20 protein-coding genes are annotated in these 16,825 nt (G+C 71.5%); 11 read left to right on the top strand and 9 right to left on the bottom strand.

Annotation, left to right across the window (positions count from 1 at the left end):
* Window positions 1-19: 19 nt before the first annotated feature.
* Window positions 20-1,216: an RNA polymerase sigma factor gene (locus FHR82_RS06980; RefSeq protein ID WP_184809473.1), complete on the bottom strand. Its 1,197-nt coding sequence runs from the start codon at window positions 1,214-1,216 to the stop codon at window positions 20-22.
* A 95-nt stretch (window positions 1,217-1,311) separates the two neighbouring features.
* Between FHR82_RS06980 and FHR82_RS06975 the strand changes: the two genes are divergently transcribed.
* Complete coding sequence (locus FHR82_RS06975) at window positions 1,312-1,677, top strand: VOC family protein (protein ID WP_184809472.1); 366 nt, start codon at window positions 1,312-1,314, stop codon at window positions 1,675-1,677.
* Here the strand turns inward: FHR82_RS06975 and FHR82_RS06970 are convergent.
* Entirely contained in the window at window positions 1,661-2,866 is a 1,206-nt protein-coding gene (locus FHR82_RS06970; protein WP_184809471.1) for an MFS transporter, read from the bottom strand. The genes FHR82_RS06975 and FHR82_RS06970 overlap by 17 nt on opposite strands.
* 85 nt (window positions 2,867-2,951) lie before the next feature.
* On the opposite strand from FHR82_RS06970, the gene FHR82_RS06965 reads away from it, so the two are divergent.
* Window positions 2,952-3,281: a YciI family protein gene (locus FHR82_RS06965; RefSeq protein WP_184809470.1), complete on the top strand. Its 330-nt coding sequence runs from the start codon at window positions 2,952-2,954 to the stop codon at window positions 3,279-3,281.
* Here the strand turns inward: FHR82_RS06965 and FHR82_RS06960 are convergent.
* Entirely contained in the window at window positions 3,254-3,625 is a 372-nt protein-coding gene (locus FHR82_RS06960; RefSeq protein WP_184809469.1) for a YciI family protein, read from the bottom strand. The genes FHR82_RS06965 and FHR82_RS06960 overlap by 28 nt on opposite strands.
* Window positions 3,622-4,089 (bottom strand): NUDIX hydrolase, encoded by a 468-nt coding sequence (locus FHR82_RS06955; protein ID WP_184809468.1) that lies wholly within the window; start codon window positions 4,087-4,089, stop codon window positions 3,622-3,624. The genes FHR82_RS06960 and FHR82_RS06955 overlap by 4 nt, the downstream gene beginning before the upstream one ends.
* Before the next feature lie 211 nt (window positions 4,090-4,300).
* Between FHR82_RS06955 and FHR82_RS06950 the strand changes: the two genes are divergently transcribed.
* Window positions 4,301-4,870, top strand: coding sequence for a TIGR03086 family metal-binding protein (locus tag FHR82_RS06950; RefSeq protein ID WP_221463541.1), 570 nt, complete (start codon window positions 4,301-4,303; stop codon window positions 4,868-4,870).
* A gap of 109 nt (window positions 4,871-4,979) precedes the next feature.
* Here the strand turns inward: FHR82_RS06950 and soxR are convergent, their stop codons facing one another.
* On the bottom strand, window positions 4,980-5,435 hold the full coding sequence (gene soxR / locus FHR82_RS06945) for a redox-sensitive transcriptional activator SoxR (protein WP_184809467.1): 456 nt from the start codon (window positions 5,433-5,435) through the stop codon (window positions 4,980-4,982).
* A gap of 54 nt (window positions 5,436-5,489) precedes the next feature.
* Between soxR and FHR82_RS06940 the strand changes: the two genes are divergently transcribed.
* From FHR82_RS06940 to FHR82_RS06905, 8 genes are all read left to right on the top strand, one after another.
* Window positions 5,490-6,872 carry an MFS transporter gene (locus tag FHR82_RS06940; protein ID WP_184809466.1) on the top strand — a complete coding sequence of 461 codons (1,383 nt, stop codon included), beginning with the start codon at window positions 5,490-5,492 and terminating at the stop codon, window positions 6,870-6,872.
* Window positions 6,873-6,958: 86 nt separating this feature from the next.
* Complete coding sequence (locus FHR82_RS06935; protein ID WP_184809465.1) at window positions 6,959-7,372, top strand: RidA family protein; 414 nt, start codon at window positions 6,959-6,961, stop codon at window positions 7,370-7,372.
* 66 nt (window positions 7,373-7,438) lie between these two features.
* A complete protein-coding gene (locus tag FHR82_RS06930; RefSeq protein ID WP_184809464.1) occupies window positions 7,439-8,251 on the top strand; it encodes an IclR family transcriptional regulator in 813 nt (270 codons plus the stop codon).
* A 46-nt stretch (window positions 8,252-8,297) separates the two neighbouring features.
* On the top strand, window positions 8,298-9,572 hold the full coding sequence (locus tag FHR82_RS06925; protein ID WP_184809463.1) for a glucarate dehydratase family protein: 1,275 nt from the start codon (window positions 8,298-8,300) through the stop codon (window positions 9,570-9,572).
* The gene (locus FHR82_RS06920; protein ID WP_221463539.1) at window positions 9,566-10,534 is read left to right on the top strand and encodes a 2-hydroxyacid dehydrogenase; all 969 of its coding nucleotides are present in this window, start codon (window positions 9,566-9,568) and stop codon (window positions 10,532-10,534) included. Before FHR82_RS06925 ends, FHR82_RS06920 begins: the two co-directional genes overlap by 7 nt.
* Before the next feature lie 82 nt (window positions 10,535-10,616).
* Window positions 10,617-10,913, top strand: coding sequence for a DUF6403 family protein (locus FHR82_RS06915; protein WP_311770934.1), 297 nt, complete (start codon window positions 10,617-10,619; stop codon window positions 10,911-10,913).
* The gene (locus FHR82_RS06910; protein ID WP_184809461.1) at window positions 10,910-12,247 is read left to right on the top strand and encodes a hypothetical protein; all 1,338 of its coding nucleotides are present in this window, start codon (window positions 10,910-10,912) and stop codon (window positions 12,245-12,247) included. The genes FHR82_RS06915 and FHR82_RS06910 overlap by 4 nt, the downstream gene beginning before the upstream one ends.
* Window positions 12,244-13,137 (top strand): hypothetical protein, encoded by an 894-nt coding sequence (locus tag FHR82_RS06905; RefSeq protein WP_184809460.1) that lies wholly within the window; start codon window positions 12,244-12,246, stop codon window positions 13,135-13,137. The genes FHR82_RS06910 and FHR82_RS06905 overlap by 4 nt, the downstream gene beginning before the upstream one ends.
* 73 nt (window positions 13,138-13,210) lie before the next feature.
* Here FHR82_RS06905 and FHR82_RS06900 read toward each other — a convergent pair whose 3' ends face one another.
* From FHR82_RS06900 to FHR82_RS06885, 4 genes are read right to left on the bottom strand one after another with little or no spacing between them, the layout of a single operon-like run.
* Window positions 13,211-13,906, bottom strand: a complete 696-nt coding sequence (locus tag FHR82_RS06900) for a sulfite exporter TauE/SafE family protein (protein WP_221463538.1) — start codon at window positions 13,904-13,906, stop codon at window positions 13,211-13,213.
* Between the two features lie 26 nt (window positions 13,907-13,932).
* Window positions 13,933-14,892, bottom strand: a complete 960-nt coding sequence (locus FHR82_RS06895) for an ABC transporter ATP-binding protein (RefSeq protein ID WP_184809458.1) — start codon at window positions 14,890-14,892, stop codon at window positions 13,933-13,935.
* Window positions 14,885-15,880 (bottom strand): ABC transporter ATP-binding protein, encoded by a 996-nt coding sequence (locus tag FHR82_RS06890; protein ID WP_311770933.1) that lies wholly within the window; start codon window positions 15,878-15,880, stop codon window positions 14,885-14,887. Before FHR82_RS06890 ends, FHR82_RS06895 begins: the two co-directional genes overlap by 8 nt.
* On the bottom strand, window positions 15,877-16,824 hold the full coding sequence (locus tag FHR82_RS06885) for an ABC transporter permease (protein WP_184809457.1): 948 nt from the start codon (window positions 16,822-16,824) through the stop codon (window positions 15,877-15,879). Before FHR82_RS06885 ends, FHR82_RS06890 begins: the two co-directional genes overlap by 4 nt.
* Window position 16,825: the final 1 nt, after the last annotated feature.

The following is a 16,825-nucleotide window of genomic DNA, read 5'->3' as shown; positions in this document are numbered from 1 at the left end:
CCCGGATCCGTACGACTACTCAGCCCGACGTCACGATGCGGTCACCGCGTTCCTGGAGGTACCGGCGTTCCGGGCCGCTCTCCGTCGCCGCGGCGGCCTTGTGGTACTGCTCCGCGGCCGCCTCGTGGTCGCCTGCCAGGTCCAGCAGGTGGGCGCGCACCGCCGTGACCCGGTGGTGGTCTGCCAGTGCCGGATCCCCTACCGCCACTTCCAGCTCTGCCAGACCCGCGGCCGGGCCGTGCACCATCGCGTGCGCCACCACCCTGTTCAGCGTGACCATCGGGCTCGGGGACACCGTGGTCAGCAGCTCGTACAGGCCCAGGATCTCCTGCCAGTCCGTCTCCGCCGCCTTCTCCGCGCTGTCGTGCACCGCCGCGATCGCTGCCTGCAGCTGGTACGGGCCGATCGGGGCCTTCTCCAGTGTCGACGTGATCAGCGCGTCGCCTTCGGCTATCCGGGCCGCGTCCCACCGGGTCCGGTCCTGCTCCGCCAGGGGGACCAGTGCGCCGTCGGGCGTGGTGCGGGCCGGGCGGCGGGCGTCGGTCAGGAGCATCAGGGCCAGCAGGCCTGCCACCTCGCCGTCGTCGGGCAGCTGGCCGTGCAGTTGGCGGGTCAGGCGTATTGCTTCCGTGGTCAGCTCGACCCGGTTCAGTGCGTCGCCTGACGTCGCCGTGTAACCCTCGTTGAAGATCAGGTACAGGACCTGCAGGACCGCGTCCACCGCCGTGGGTGGCTGGGCCAGGTCCGCGTCCTTGATGGTCTTCTTCGCCCTGCTGATGCGCTGGCCGATCGTGGCCTCCGGCACCAGGAACGCCCGCGCGATCTCCGCCGTGGTGAGGCCGCCGACCGCACGCAGTGTCAGCGCGATCTGCGACGCCTGCGTGAGCGACGGGTGGCAGCACAGGAAGAACAGCGCGAGCGTGTCGTCGACACCCGTCACCGGCTCCGGGTCGGGTGGGGTGAGCGCGGCGACGGTCTCCTCACGCCTGCGCCTGGCCGTCTCGTTGCGCCACAGCTCGGTCCTGCGGCGGCTCGCCACGGTGACCAGCCACCCGCGCGGGTTGTCCGGCAGACCATCCCGCGGCCAGTTCGTGACGGCCGCGATGAGCGCCTCCTGCACCGCGTCCTCGCAGGTGTCGAAGCCGCCGTACCGGCGCACGAGCGTGGCGAGGACCTGCGGGGCCAGCTCCCGAAGCAGTGGTTCGATCTCGGTCATCGCCGACATCCTCTCACCGGCGATGTCGAAATCCCCGATTCGGCATCTACCACCTGGTGACAGCGCCGACAGCGCCGATTGAGAGGAACAGGGACATGTTCGCCGAATCGAAGGCCTTCAGCGGGTTCTCCAGCGATGACATCCCCGCGACCAGGCGGTTCTACGAGGAGACGCTCGGCATCCTGGTGTCCGAGGAGCACGGCATGCTCACGCTGCACCTGGCTGGCGGCCGGGACACGCTCGTCTACCCGAAACCGAACCACGTGCCCGCCGAGTACACGACGCTCAACTTCCCCGTCGCCGACATCGAGGCCGCGGTCCGTGAGCTGGCCGGGAAGGGCGTCGTGTTCGACAAGGGCCCGGACATCGACGACCTGGGGATCCACCGCGGCCAGGGGCCGCTGATCGCCTGGTTCAAGGACCCGGCGGGCAACGTCCTGTCGGTCATCCAGGAGAGCTGACCAGCGCTGTCCTCGGCAGCCGCCGCTCCAGCACGAGCATGGCGGCGGCGCCGAGGAGCGCCAGCACGGCCAGCCCCGCGAACGGCAGCGGTGTGCCCATCGTGAACAGCACCGAGAAGAACCCGGGCGCGATGACCGTGGCGAACGCGAACGAGTACTGGAACACCGCGAGGTAGCGGCCGCGCAGGTCGGCGGGGGCGGCCTCGGACGCGAGCGTCATGGACACCGGTGCGTGCACCAGCTCCGCCACCGTGAAGCACAGCGTGACCACCACGAGGTACGGCACCAGCGCCGACAAGGGCAGCGCGGGTGCGAGTGCGCACGCCGCCGCCCACACCGCCCACAACACCCCGGCCAGCACCATCACGCGGGTGCGCAGCATCGGCCGCAGCACCCGGACCGCGGTGGTCTGCCCGAGCGCGAGCAGGATCGTGTTGGCCCCGAGCAGGGGCCCGACCAGCCACGCGGGCGCGGACAGCCCGTCCACCAGGTACACCGGCAGCGCCAGCCCGAAGAACATGGCGCACATCGCGAAGATCGTGTTCACGCCGATGAGCCCCAGGTAGGGCCGGTCGGCGAGCAGCACCCGGTAGCCACCCACCGCGCGTTCGGCAGGCCGCTCGTGGGCGACGCGCACCAGCAGGACCAGCAGCCCGGCGAGCAGGAACGTGACCGCGTTGCCGATCGCCATGAGCCGGAACACGGTCTCCGTCCCGATGGCCAGCAGCAGCCCGGACAGGAGCCCGCCCGCGCCGAGCCCGGCGGTCTGCGCCATGCCGACCAGCGCGAACCAGCGCTCCGGGCGCCTCCCGCCACCGGACTGCTCCGCGAGGTCGGCCACCAGCGCGAACACCGACGACCAGAACGCCCGCTGGCCCGCGGTGGCCACGACCGCCGTGAGCAGCAGCGCCACCGGACCGGTGACCGCGAGGTAGCCCGCGAACGCGGCGGCCTGGACGAAGTGGGCCGCGACGACCACCGGCTTCGGGCCGAACCGGTCGACGAGGTGGCCGACCAGCACCGGCACCGGCAGGCTCAGAGCGGCGGCGACACTGAGCAGCACACCGACCGTCGCCAGGTCGATCTTCGGGACCCGGGCGAAGTACAGCAGTGACAGGGGCACGAACATGCCCGTGCCCAGGGCGTCGACGGTCAGCGCCGTGAAGAACGGGACGGTGCGCGCGGACATCTTCTTCCCCCGGGGTCTCGCAGCGAACTGGAGTATTCCCGGAGGTCCCGGCGAGCCCGGCGCGGGGTGGTGCACTATCTATGGTGTGAGTCCCGAAGATCCGGAGCGGTTATACGTCGCGTTGGGCCACAACCGGGGTGACTTCCGGTGGGACGCCCCTGCCAACCGCGTACTGATCGGTGAACATCTGCTGTGGTGTCTTGACCAGCGGGAACGGGGCTGGGTGCTGCCCGGCAGAGTGCCCGCGGACAACCTGACCATCTTCGCCACGACGTCGCGCGCCGAACTGGAACGGGCGCTGGACCTCGACCCGCTCGTTGTCGCCGGGGTGCGCCGCTACGCGGTGTCCGGCTGTCACGCGGAGATGCAGGAGTGGACGCCGCAGCCTCAGGATTCCAACTGGCTCATGTCGTAGACCGGGCGCACCTCGACCGCACCGAACTGGGCGTCGGGGACCCGGGCGGCGATCGCGACCGCCTCGTCGACGCTGTCGACGTCGACGATGTAGAACCCGGCCAGGTGCTCCTTGACCTCGGCGAACGGCCCGTCCGACGTGATGGTCCGCCCGTCGCGGACCGACACCCGCTTGGCGGTGTCGACCGGCTGCAGGCCCTCGCTGCCCGCGAGCACGCCCTCGGCGGCGAGCGCGTCGTTGAGGGCGAGGTGCGAGTGGCCGAAGTTGGCCCGCTGCTCCTCGGACAGTTGCTCCCACGCGGCCCGCGACGCCGGGTTGCTGTGGATCAGGATCAGGTACTTCACGCGTTGCTCCCGAGATGTTCGACCAGGGCGTCCAGCACTGGCACCTGCCCCTTGACCAGCTTCTCCCGCGCGACCGCCACCGGGACCCACGCGGCGCGGTCGACCTCAGGGAACTCCTGCACCCGCCCGGACCCGCGCGGCCACTCCAGCTCGAACGTGTTGCTGCGGAACCCGGCGAGGTCGAAGTCGCCCTCGACGGCGAACGTGGTGACCGACTTGCCACCGGACTGCTTGACGGTGCCGAGTGCGACCGGCTCCCCACCGGGCGGCGGCGACCCCATCTCCTCGGCGAACTCCCGGCGCGCGGCCGCGAGCGGCTCCTCGTCGGTGTACTCGCCCTTGGGGATCGACCAGGCGCCCGCGTCCTTGCGGGCCCAGAACGGGCCGCCCATGTGCGCGATCAGCACCTCGAGCCCGTCACTGCCGTGGCGGAACAGGAGGAGCGCGGCGCTGGTCTTGGGCATGGCGGCAGCCTAGGCCCTGGCACCGACAAAACCAGTCCAGCGCGCCCGGCGGCGGAGACCGTCGCGGCAGGCTCGGGGAGCGGCCGGGCATCGCGGGTGTGCGCTGGGCCCGACGGGCACGGTGATCAAGCGCGCGCTGCGGACCCGGCATGCGGGTATGTTCGCCTGAGACGACGGTTCGCGGCTGCTTCGTGTGACGGAGGTTCATCGGGTGCTGGAACTGCACGGCCGCGCGATGCGGCACAGCGTGGTGGTCGTGTCCCAGATCCACGACGACCAGTGGACGCTGCCGACCCCGTGCGCGGGTTGGACGCTCCGCGACCTGCTGGGCCACATGACCACGGAGAACCACGGCTTCGCGGCCGCAGCCAGGGGCGACCGCCCTGCCTGGGAACCCCACACCTTCGGCGACGACCCACGTCGGGACTACGCGGAGTCCGCGGACGCGGTGGTGGCCGCCTTCGCGGCGGCGGCACCGGAGTTCTGGCTGCCGAACATCAGCTCCGCGGTCCGCTTCCCCGCCCGGCAGGCCATCGGGTTCCACCTGCTGGACTACGTGGTGCACTCGTGGGACGTGGCCGCGTCGCTGGGACGGACGGTCGCACTGGAGGACGACCTCGTGGCCGCCGCGCAGGAGGTCGCGGACCGCGACGTCCCCGACAACGAACGGCGCCACCGCCCCGACGCGGGCTTCCAGCCCCCGTTCAAACTGTCCGGGGACATGACTCCGCTGGCCCACCTGCTTGCCTTCCTGGGCCGCGACCCGGAGTGGCGCCCGTAGCAAGTGCTGTGTCACCAACGTTCGCAGGGCCCTTCGGTGATGTGCCGGGCTCAGCGCCCCGAAAGCGCCCACCTTTCGGAACACCACCAGGACGCCAACGCATCCGGACCTAGTCGAGGTTCACGCCGATGCGACGTGGGCCGGACCCCTGCTCGGCGAGTTCGTCCTCGGGGTTGAGAAGCCTGCACCGGTTGAGGGACAGGCAGCCGCAGCCGATGCAGCCTGTCAGTTCCTCCTGCAGCTGTTCGATTTCCCGCTTCTTCCGCTCCAGCTGCGCCTCCCAGCGCCGGGACACGCGCCGCCAGTCGCGGGCCAGCGGCCGCGTGTCCGCGGGCAGGGTGGCGAACACCTCCTGCACGTCCGCGAGCGCGATCCCCAGTCGTTTCGCCACCAGGATGAGCGAGATCCGCCGGAGCATGTGCCGCGAGTAGCGCCGCTGGTTGCCGCCGGTGCGCGTGGACGTGATGAGGCCGAGCTGCTCGTAGTAGTGCAGCGCGGAGGTGGCCACGCCGGTGCGGCGGGACACCTCCCCGATGGCCAGCAGGTCCTCCGGTTCCTTGGCCACCAACGCCTCCCGCCACTTGACCTCAAGTTCCCTTGAGATCTTACGGTCTCAGCCATGACAACCGTCGAGAGCGCCGGGACGTGGCGCGAGCTGCTCACCCCGGGGCAGTACCTGGGCACCGCGGCCGTGCTGGCCGGTGGCGTCGCGCTGCACGCCACGAACATCTTCCTGACCACCAGCCTGTTGCCCACCGCGATCGAGGACATCGGCGGCGAGCGGCTCTACGCCTGGAACATGACGGTCTTCACGATCATGTCGGTGATCTCGTCGATGCTCGTCAGCAGGCTGCTGGCGGCACGCGGCCCGGTCGGCGCGTACCTCGTCGGGCTGGCGCCGTTCGTCGTCGGCACGATCGTGTGCGCGGTGAGCCCGTCGATGGCGGTGCTGCTGGTCGGCCGTGCCGTGCAGGGCATCGGTGGTGGCATCCTCGCCGGGCTCGGCTACGCCGTCGTGCAGTCGGCGCTCCCGGAACGCCTGTGGGCCAAGGCGACCGCGCTGATCTCCGCGATGTGGGGCCTCGGCACGCTGGCGGGCCCGGCGATCGGCGGGGTGTTCGCCCAGCTCGGCGTGTGGCGGCTCGCGTTCGTCGTGCTCGCGGTGCTCGGCGTGCTGGTCGCCGTGGCCGCGCCCGCCGTCCTGCCCCGCGGCGAACGGGCGGCGAGCCGCGAGCCGGTGCCCGTTACCTCGCTGGTCCTGCTCACGCTGGCGACCGTGCTGATCAGCGTGGCCGCCCTGTTCGAGGACGTGACGCACACCCTGCTCACCTGCGCTGTCGCGGCGGTGCTCGTAGTCGGCTTCGTCTCGTGGGAACGCAGGACGACGGCGGGTGTGCTGCCCCGCACCACCTACCTGGCCGGGTCGCCGCTGAAGTGGATCTACCTGAGCATCGTCATCCTCACGACGGGCATGGCGTCGGAGGCGTTCACCCCGCTGTTCGGGCACCGGCTCGCGGGCGTGGTGCCGCTGGTCGCCGCGTTCCTCGGCGCCGCGGTGTCGCTGGGCTGGTCGGTCAGCACGATGTTCGCCGCCGGTGCCGCCGCGCCGCGCACCGTCCACCGCCTGCTGGTCGCCGGGCCCGCGCTCCTCGCGACCGGACTCGCCGTCACCGGGCTGTTCCAGTGGTACGGCGCCGGTCCGGTCACCGTCGTCGTGTGGTTCGCGGGGCTGATCCTCGCGGGTACCGGCATCGGGATCGCCTTCCCGCACCTGCTGGTCGCCGCGATGAGCAGCTCACCGGACAAGGCCGAGGCGGGCAAGGCGGCGGCGGGTGCCAACACGGTCGAGCTGATCGCGGTGTCGTTCAGCTCCGCGATCGGCGGTGTACTCGTCAACCTCGGCGCACCGGACATGGCGCACTCGGCGCGTTACCTGCTGTTCGGGTTCGCGGCCGTCGCACTCGCCGGCTGCCTCACCGCGAGGCGGATTCGGCTGGGATGATCCGCCGTGACAACGAGACGGAGGACATCGCGACCGGGGTGGCTGGGTGCGAAGGCAGTCGCCGTTCTCATGAGAGGGTCGGACCCATGAGTGATCCACAACATCCGTACAGCGACGCGGTCGTCGCGAACGGGCTGGTGTTCGTGTCGGGTTCCCTGCCACTGGACGCGGACGGAGCCGTCGTGCCCGGCGGCCGCGCCGCGATGGACGCGGCGATGGAACAGCTGAAACAGCGCATGGCGACCGTCGGCGTCGGGCTCGCGGACGTCGTGAAGCTGACCTACTTCGTCACCGACATGGCCCTGCGCGACCTCGCGAACGAACAGTTCATCGAGCTGTGGGCCGAGCCCCGGCCCGCCCGCACGGTGGTCGGCGTCGCGGAACTGCCGCGCGGTGTCGTGGTGGAGATCGACGCGGTCGCGAAGGTGTCCGATGATCGCTCCGCAAGCTCCGCGATTGTGTCCGATGATCGCTCCGCAAGCTCCGCGATTGTGCCGTGAGTCCGGTTCCGCCAGTCACCAAGTAGCGTGAACCTCCACGTTTCGAGGTTTCCGCTGGGAGGATCGATGGCTGCACCGGACGAGACCGGCGAGCGGGCCGGCGGCGTGCGGGAGGTCAAGTCCGCGGCACGCACGCTGGAGCTGCTTGAGCTGCTGGCCGCCCGCCGCAACCGGCCCGCCCGGCTGCGTGAGCTGAGCGAGGCGCTCGGCATGCCGCGCAGCAGCTGCTACGCGGTCCTCCGCACGCTGACCAAGTACGGCTGGGTCCGCACCGACGCGTCCGGCACGCTGTACGGGATCGGCATCCGCGCCCTGCTCGCGGGCACGACCTACCTCGACACCGACCCGTACGTGCGGATCGCGAAGTCGGCGCTGGACCGGCTTGGCGAGCAGCTCGACGAGACCTTCCACCTCGGCAGGCTGTCCGGGGTGGACGTGGTGTACCTGGTGACCCGCGAGTCCGGCCAGTACCTGCGCGCGCACAGCCGGGTCGGGCGGCGGCTGCCCGCGTACTCGACCGCGCTGGGCAAGGCGCTGCTCGCCGAGCTCGGTCCCGAGCTGGAGGAGCACCTTCCCGCCGAGCTGGCACCGTTGACCGCGCACACGATCACTGATCGTGCCGTGCTCGTCACGGATCTCGCCAAGGCCCGCTCGGAGGGGCACTCGGTGGACCGGGAGGAGAACACGGCCGGGGTCCAGTGCTTCGCCGTGCCGCTCCGGTACGCCGAGCCCGCCGGTGACGCCATCAGTTGTTCCGTACCGCTGGCCCGGCTCACCCCTGCCCGGGAGAACGACATCGTCACCGCGCTCAAGCGGGCCCGGGACCAGATCGAGCAGGAGGCCATGTCGGTCGAGCTGGGCCCGATGCCGTTCGGGTGATCTCATCTACACTTGTGACGACTGTCTACGGATGTAGACTTCTCGCGTGGCGCACTTGATTCAGGACGTTCGCATCACGCCGGTCGCGTTTCGGGATCCGCCCCTGCTCAACACGGTCGGGGTGCACGAGCCCTTCGCGCTGCGGGCCATCGTCGAGGTCGTGACCGACTCCGGCTTGTACGGGCTCGGCGAGAGCTACGGCGACGCCAAGCACCTCACCCGGCTGCGGACCGCCGCGGCCGAGCTGACCGGGGTCGACGTCTGGCACACGCAGGAGATCGCGCGGCGGGTCCGCGGCAGCCTCGCCCGTGGTCAGGACAGCGGGGCCGGTGGGCACGGCATGTCCGGCATGGTCACCGGCAGCAGCACCGCCGACCGCGTGCTCTCGCCGTTCGAGGTGGCCTGCCTCGACATCCAGGGCAAGGCGATCGGACGGCCCGTCAGCGACCTGCTCGGTGGTGCGGTCCGCGACCGCGTCGACTACAGCGCCTACCTCTTCTACAAGTGGGCAGGCCACCCCGGTGCCGAGCCGGACGAACACGGCGCGGCGCTCGACCCCGACGGGCTCGTCACCCAGGCCCGGCGGATGGTCGACGAGTACGGGTTCACCGCGATCAAGCTCAAGGGCGGCGTGTTCCCGCCCGATGAGGAGATCGCCGCGGTCCAGGCGCTGGCCAAGGAGTTCCCGGACCACCCGCTGCGGCTCGACCCGAACGGCGCGTGGAGTGTGGCCACGTCGATCACGGTCGCCGAGGAGCTCGACGGCGTCCTCGAGTACCTGGAGGACCCGACCACCGGCATCGCGGGCATGGCCCGCGTCGCCCGCGAGTCGCCGATGCCGCTCGCCACCAACATGGCCGTGGTCGCGTTCGAGCACCTGCGGCCCGCGGTGGAGGAGGACGCCGTGCAGGTGATCCTCTCCGACCACCACTTCTGGGGCGGCCTGCGCCGGTCGCAGTCGCTCGCGAACACGTGCGACACGTTCGGCCTGTCGCTGTCGATGCACTCCAACTCGCACCTGGGCATCAGCCTCGCCGCCATGACCCATCTCGCGGCGGCGACCCCGAACCTCACCTACGCGTGCGACACGCACTGGCCGTGGAAGGCCGCGGCGGACGACGTGATCGTCCCCGGCGCGCTGCGGTTCGAGGGCGGCGCCGTGCCCGTGCCGACCGGACCGGGACTGGGCGTCGAACTCGACCGCGACGCGCTCGCGCGGCTTCACGAGCAGTTCCTCGCGTGCGGCATCACCGAACGCGACGACACCGGTTACTACCGCCGCACCCACCCCGACTTCGACCCGACGGCGCCGCGGTGGTGAACGCGGGGCACGTCCTGGTCACCGACCCGCTCATCGCGGGCTACCTCGGCGAACCGGACTGGGAGGTGCTGGTCCGCCGCCCGGATGACGAGGTGGTCGCGCGGCTGCCGGACGTCGACGTGCTCGTCGCCTCGCGGGTCACCGCCGAGATGGCGTCGGCGGCGAAGAGCCTGCGCCTGCTGCACGTGCCGGGCGCGGGGGTCGACCGCGTTGCGCTGGACGCGCTCGCCCCCGGCGTGACCGTGTGCAACACCTTCCACCACGGGCGGTCGATCGCCGAGCACGTCGTGATGGTGTCGCTGATGCTGTCGCGGCGGGTGCTGCTGACCGACCGGATGCTGCGCCAGGGCGCGTGGGTGTCGGTCGCCGTCGACCCGGACGTGCGGATGGGCACCACCCTCGCCGGCCGCACCGTCGGCGTGGTCGGGCTGGGAGAGATCGGCCAGGAGGTCGTGCGCGGGCTGACCGCCCTCGGCATGCGCGCGCAGGCCGTCCGCCGCAACCCCGTGGCACCGGACGGGCTTCCCCTCGACCGCGTCGCCGGCCTGTCCGGACTGGACGAACTGCTGTCCACATCGGACATCGTGGTGCTGACCGTGCCGCTGACCGACGAGACCCGCGGCATGATCGACGCCCGCCGCCTCGCGCTGATGGGCCGCGACGCCGTGCTGGTGAACGTGGCCCGCGGCCCCCTCGTCGACGAGGACGCCCTGTTCGACGCGCTCGCCGCGGGACGGATCGGCGGCGCCGCGCTGGACGTGTGGTGGGGCCACCCCAAGGACGGGCCGGGCGTCAAGGGCTACACGCGGCCGTTCGAGGTGCTCGACAACGTGGTGATGACCCCGCACAACTCGGGCCACACCGACGAGACGTTCCGCGGCCGGGCCGGGGACATCACGGCGAACGTGACGCGCCTGTGGCGCGGGCAACCGCTCGTGAACGTGGTCCGCGCCGGGCGTTGACGTTCACCGCGACCGTCCAGACCGGATCGGACTCGCGAGGCGGGTCGCCGACCCCTGATCACCGTCAGGCACAATCGCGGGTGTGATCTGGGTGTGGGTGGTCGGCATCGTGCTGCTGGTGGTGGCCGGGTTCGCCGCCGCGTACCTGCCAAGGGCGCGAGCGCGGGCACTGCGGCAGCGCACCGCGTGGTCCGCCGCGCGGGCCGCCATCGCGAGCGCGGCCATCAGCCGTGACGCGGTGCCCGACGACGTGCCCGAGGCCGGGGACCTGTTCGCTCGTGCGGAACTCCTCGTCGCGAACGGTGGCGGGGTGGCCGCGGCCGAGGAGGCGGCGGACTGCGCAGAACGGGCCGACCGGTTGTGGCGGGAGGCCCGATGACACGCGTGGTCGCACAGCTGCACCGGTTGCGGTGGGCGTTCCTCGCCACCGCCGTGGTGCTGCTCGTCGTGTTCTTGTTGGCGCAGCGGCAGACCGTCGACGTCAGCTACGCCCAGTCACCGTCCGGAGAGGACAGCGTCACCGAGGGGTCGGCGGGGGAGCTGACCGACACCGACCTGCCGTCGGTCGCCGAGATGACCGCCATGCTCGACGAGGACCCGGTGGTGCGGCTGCCCGGCTCGATCGCCGACTGGGACGAGCAACTGGTCACCGAGGCCATCGGGGACGCCGACATCCGCGTCCTCGTCACCCCGCCGGGGCTCACCGAGAAGCAGCAGGACCAGCTCCGCGAGGTCGAGAACGCCACGATCCTGGTCGTCGGCACCGAGATCACCGGCACGATGTACGGCGTCAGTGCCGACGACGTCGCGGGCTGGCGCGCACAGTTCGCCACCGGTGACGTCACCAGCCTCCTGCTCACCCTCGTCGCCAGCGAGAAGGACGAGGACTCCCCGCCGGACATCGACCTGTTCCGCTGGCGCGCGCCGACCGCCGCCGAGCTGGCCCCCGTGGTCGCCGACCTGCGCGCCGACCGCCTGCACGTCGCGGACGGCGCCACCCTCGAGTCCATGCCGGACCGGGCCGCCACCGCGTTCCCCGACCAGGAGCCGCTGTTCGCGGTGTTCCCGCAGCAGCCGTTCGGCCTGCCGGTGCCGGAGTACGGTGCCGCGCTCGCCGAGGAGTTCCCGGACACGCCGATCGTCGTCATGTACGGCAACTGGGCGGAGTACCACGGACCCGACGCGGAGTCGTTCTCCGACGTCGTCGCCGCCGGTGTGTACAGCCGGTTCGGTGACCGGATCGCCGGTTACGCCTACCCGCAGGCCAACGTGCTCGGCGTGTACCTCGACCAGGTCACCGACGTCCGGTACGCCGGGCTGTTCGACCGGCCTCTGCCGTACCAGCCGTTCGACCCGCTGCGGGTGGCGCTCCCGGTGCTGCCGTGGCTGTTCGCGCTGTGCGTGCTCGTGTTCCTTGGCCTGTCGGTGCGGTCGGTGCTCGGTCCTGGCGGCGGCCCGCCGCGCCGCGCACCCGCGCGGCTCGCCGGTCTCACCACACTCGCCATCGAGATGTCGGGGCTGTCCCGCGACCCGGCGCTCGTCCGGGCGCTCTCGAAACTGGAGGCCGTACGCCGCGCACTGGCCGAGGATCTGTCGCAACGCCTCGTCCGGCGCCTGCTCGACGAGGCGGAGTCCGAACTGGACACCGCGGCACGGGAACTCGGCCGCGCCGACTACCGCCCGGCCAACTACCTCGCGGGCGGTATCGCATGAAGAAGCTCCTCGGCACCCCGTTCGGTCTGGCCCTGGTCGCGTTGCTCGTGCTCGCGGGCTGGGCGTCGTGGACGGCGGGGATCTTCGACGGTCCGATCGCGAAGGAGGTGCGGTCGTCGTCGGTGTACGTCGCGCCCGGCCTCGACATCGACACGGCGGCGGCCGAGAAGATCATCGGCAACCGCAGACTAGTCGTCGTGTTCCTCGAGCGCGGCGCGGACCTGTCGGAGGGCTGCGACGACACCAGCGGCGCCGCGGACGGCACCCTCGTGCTGCTGATCAGCCCGGGAGACGGGGAGTTCGAGCACTACGGGTGCGCGCACTTCCCAGGTGACGACGACGAGAACTTCGGCAAGGCGTTCGTCGCGGAGACCCGCATCGCCGCGGGAGCGGACCAGTTCACCGACCGGCCCCTCGAGGCGCTGAAGGTGATCGCGGTCAACTACGACAGCCTGGTGAAGGCCGGCATCGTGCCGGACGGGGCACGCACGATCAGCCCGTCGCTGCCGAGGTACCTGGTCGCGGTGGCGGCCCTCGCGGCTGTCATCGGCGGCGCGGTGACGATGTGGGTGGTCGGCCGCCGGGCGGGCCGACTCGCGGCCGGGCACCGCGCGGAACGGGACACCGCGTCCGACGCCCGGAGTTCCCTGAACGCGCAGGCGGCCGTGCTGGCCAAGCAGATCATCGACCTCGACCGCCGGTATCCGCGCGGGAGCACGACATTCCGCCGGAGTTACCAGCAGTTGGCTGCGGACTACGCCGAACTGGCCGCGGATCTCACTGACGGTGAGGTGGAGCCGGAGCTGCGGCCCAAGGTGGACGCGCTGTCCCGGCGGGCGCAGGAGCTTGCCGCTGACTCGCCGAAGTCTCGCCGTGGCAAGAAGCGCTAGTGCTTTGGCATCTTCGGTTCTTTGGCAGGCAGCCTTGGGTGTGGGGTGGGGCCACGCCCCCGCGGCCTGGCACTCAACTTCCCGGAAGCAGCTGCTGCACCAGCAGGATTGTGGCGCCCGCCAGTGCCAGGGCCATGGCGGCCAGCCGGGTTCGGCGTACGTCCAGTCGTTTGCCGATCGGGCGGGCGAGTAGTACGCCGACGGCCGCCGCCGGGGCCAGGAACAGTGCGTACCGGAGGTTGTGCAGGTCGACCGACCCGGAGATCGTCAGCGCGGCCAGGCTCAGGGCCGAGCCGACCAGGAAGAACGCGCCCATCGTGCTGCGCAGTCTCGGTCCGGCGAACTGGGCCCACACCATCGCCATCGGCGGGCCGCCGATCGACGTGGCGGTGCCCATCATCCCCGACATGGCGCCCGCTACGACGACTGCTTTGCGGGTGGGGCGGGGGCGGAAGCCCCACACGGTCGCGACCACACCGAAGACCACCATCGCGACCACCAGGTACGCCAACGGTTCCGCTGGCAGGAACACCACCAGCGCCGCACCGGCCAGTGTGCCCGGCACCCGGCCGACGAGTGCCCAGCCGGTGCCACGCAGGTCGAGGTGTGCGCCGTCCTGTACCAGCACCGCGGACGTGATTCCCACCGCCAGCACCAGGTTCACGACCGGCACGAGCGACGGTTCCACGATCGCCAGTACCGGGGCGGCGATCAGCCCGAGCCCGAACCCGATCGCCACCTGTAGCAGCGCACCGATGAGCACGACCACGCAAAGAAGAACGAACCCCCACACGCTCACAGCGGATGGTGGCACAGCCCGGTGTGGCGGCTGTCGCGTGCCACCACCGGGGGTGGCGTGGCGCACTCGTCGGTCGCCTTCCAGCAGCGGGTGCGGAACCGGCAGCCGGACGGCGGGTCCAGCGGGGACGGGATCTCGCCGCGCAGCAGGATCGGGTCGCCCCGGTCCGGGGTGAGGGTGGGCGCGGCCGACATCAGGGCCGCGGTGTACGGGTGCACCGGGCGGTCGAAGACCTCCTCCGTCGGGCCCTCCTCCACGACCTTGCCCAGGTACATCACGGAAACCCGGTCCGCGACGTGCCGGACCACCGACAGGTCGTGCGAGATGAAGAGGTACGACACCCCCAGCTCGCGCTGCAGTTCGGCCAGCAGGTTCAGCACCTGCGCCTGCACCGACAGGTCCAGCGCGGACACCGGCTCGTCGCACACGATCAGGTCCGGGTTCAGCGCCAGCGCCCTCGCGATGCCGATGCGCTGCCGCTGCCCGCCGGAGAACTCACCCGGATAGCGGTCGGCGTCGCCCGCCCGCAGGCCGACGAGTTCGAGCAGCTCGCGGACACGGGCGCGCCGGTCGGCCGGAGCCGCGTCGCGGTGGGTGCGCCACGGTTCGCCGATGATGTCCGCCGCCGTCATGCGTTCGTTGAGCGACGCGTACGGGTCCTGGAACACCATCTGCACACGCCGCCGCCACGCGAGCAACTCCTTGCCCCGCAAGGCGAACGGGTTCACGTCACCGAAGCGGACCGTGCCGTCGTCCGGACGCGCCAGCATGAGCAGCACCCGTGCGAGGGTGGACTTGCCGCAGCCCGACTCGCCGACGAGGCCGACGGTCTCGCCGCGGCCGATGCGGAGGTCGACCCCGTCGAGTGCGGTCAGGTGCTTGCGACCGACCCGGAACGTCTTGCGCAGCCCGGTCGCCTCGAGCACCGGCGGGGCGGTGACGTTGACCTCAAGCACGGCTCAGCTCCTCGGTGAAGTGGCAGGCGGTGGCGCGGCCGTCGCCGGACGGTTCGAGCCGGGGCCGCTCGTCGGCGCAGCGGGCGGTCGCCAGCGGACAGCGGGCCTGGAACACACAGCCCGACGGGATGGCCGACAGCTCGGGTGGGCTGCCCGGCACGGCAGGCAGCGCGGCGCCCTTCACGGCGTGCTCGGGGACAGAGTCCAGCAGCCCCTTGGTGTACGGGTGGCGCGGGTGGTCGAACACCTCGCGCACCGGCCCGGTCTCCACGACGTTGCCCGCATACATGACGGCGACGTCGTCCGCCTGCTCCGCGACCAGCGCGAGGTCGTGGGTGATCAGGACGACCGCCATGTCGCGTTCGGACTGGAGGTCGGAGAGCAGCCGCATGATCTGTGCCTGCACGGTGACGTCGAGCGCGGTGGTCGGCTCGTCTGCCAGCAGGACGTCCGGGCCGAGCGCGACGGCCATGGCGATCAGGAGCCGCTGCCGCATGCCGCCGGAGAACTGGTGCGGGTAGGCGCGGTAGCGGGCCTTGGGTTCGGGGATGCCGACGCGTGCCATCAGTTCGACGGCCTCGGCCTTCGCGGCGCGACGGGACAGTCCCTTGTGGATGCGGAACGGTTCGGCGAGCTGCCTGCCGACCGGCTGCACGGGGTTGAGCGCGGTGAGGGCGTCCTGGAACACGATCGACAGGACCGGCCCGGCGAGCTCGCGGCGGCCTGCGTGGTCGAGGGTGAGGACGTCGGTGCCGCCGATGTGCACGGCGCCGCCCGTCACCTCGGCGATCGGATCGAGGAGGCCGACGATCGACTGCGCGGTCAGTGACTTGCCGCAGCCGGACTCGCCGAGCAGCGCCAGCGTCCGTCCCTTGCGGACGGCGAAGGAGACGTCGTCCACGGCGCGCAGGACGCCGCCGGGCGTGTGGAGGTCGACCCGCAGGCCTTCGACCGACAGTGCGGTCGCCGACATCGATGGTTCGCTCACGCCGTCACCCCCGCCACCGCGCCACGACGCCGTTTGGCCGCGGTGAGCCGCCAGCGTTGCGCCGGGTCGCCCGCGAGACGGGCCCAGGCGGCGAGGATCGTGGCGGACACGGTGGTGAGGACGATCGCGACACCAGGCAGGACGGCGATCCACCACGCGGTCTGCAGGTACTGGCGGCCTTGCGCGACCATCAGGCCCCAGCTCACGTCCGGTGGCTGGATGCCGATGCCGAGGAAGGACAGCGACGACTCCGACAGCATCACGAAGCAGAAGTCCAGCGTGGCGACGGTCAGCAGGGTCGGCAGGACGATCGGCAGGAGGTGGCGGTAGATCGTCGGCCAGCTCTTCGTGCCGAACGTGCGGGCCGCGTCGACGAACAGCCGGGTCCGCAGCTCGGCCGACTCGGCACGCGCGGTCCGCAGGTAGATCGGGATGCGGGCGAACGCGAGGATGAGCACGATGTTGGCGGCCGACGGCGCGAACACGTACAGCACGACGACGGCGAGCAGCAGCGACGGGAACGACAGGATCACGTCGGCGACCCGCATGGCGAGGCTTTCGCGCCAGCCACCGTGGTAGCCGGCCCACATGCCGATCGCGGACCCGATCACCAGCGAGCACAACACCGCGGGCACCGCGACCGACAGGGTCGTGCCCGCGGCCTCGACGAGCCGGGCCAGGACGCTGCGCCCGAGCACGTCGGTGCCGAGCAACCCGAAGAACCCGTGGTCGAACGACGGCGGCTGGAGGGAGGCCCGCAGGTCCTGCCGCACGGCCCGGTCCCCGATCAGCCACGGCCCGAGGACCGCGGTGAGCACCACGAGCCCGAGCACGACGGCGGCGACGGCCGCGAACCTGTCCTTGCCGAGCAGCTGCCACCAGGTGTGGCGCCTGCGCTTGACGGCGGGCTCGGCCGCCGCCTCCTTCTTCACTGTTGCGGTCATC

The organism is Actinophytocola algeriensis, assembly GCF_014203735.1.
Classification (GTDB): domain Bacteria; phylum Actinomycetota; class Actinomycetes; order Mycobacteriales; family Pseudonocardiaceae; genus Actinophytocola; species Actinophytocola algeriensis.
Note: the sequence above shows the minus strand (reverse complement) of the source record. Positions and strands in the feature narration are given on the sequence as shown.

What these genes read in the sequence shown, in the direction of transcription:
- FHR82_RS06955 (WP_184809468.1), bottom strand. Translation starts at nt 4,089, where the DNA reads ATGCCCAAGACCAGCGCCGCGCTCCTCCTGTTCCGCCACGGCAGTGAC.
- FHR82_RS06935 (WP_184809465.1), top strand. Translation starts at nt 6,959, where the DNA reads ATGAGTGATCCACAACATCCGTACAGCGACGCGGTCGTCGCGAACGGG.
- FHR82_RS06930 (WP_184809464.1), top strand. Translation starts at nt 7,439, where the DNA reads ATGGCTGCACCGGACGAGACCGGCGAGCGGGCCGGCGGCGTGCGGGAG.
- FHR82_RS06980 (WP_184809473.1), bottom strand. Translation starts at nt 1,216, where the DNA reads ATGACCGAGATCGAACCACTGCTTCGGGAGCTGGCCCCGCAGGTCCTC.
- FHR82_RS06885 (WP_184809457.1), bottom strand. Translation starts at nt 16,824, where the DNA reads ATGACCGCAACAGTGAAGAAGGAGGCGGCGGCCGAGCCCGCCGTCAAG.
- FHR82_RS06975 (WP_184809472.1), top strand. Translation starts at nt 1,312, where the DNA reads ATGTTCGCCGAATCGAAGGCCTTCAGCGGGTTCTCCAGCGATGACATC.
- FHR82_RS06940 (WP_184809466.1), top strand. Translation starts at nt 5,490, where the DNA reads ATGACAACCGTCGAGAGCGCCGGGACGTGGCGCGAGCTGCTCACCCCG.
- FHR82_RS06910 (WP_184809461.1), top strand. Translation starts at nt 10,910, where the DNA reads ATGACACGCGTGGTCGCACAGCTGCACCGGTTGCGGTGGGCGTTCCTC.
- FHR82_RS06905 (WP_184809460.1), top strand. Translation starts at nt 12,244, where the DNA reads ATGAAGAAGCTCCTCGGCACCCCGTTCGGTCTGGCCCTGGTCGCGTTG.
- FHR82_RS06970 (WP_184809471.1), bottom strand. Translation starts at nt 2,866, where the DNA reads ATGTCCGCGCGCACCGTCCCGTTCTTCACGGCGCTGACCGTCGACGCC.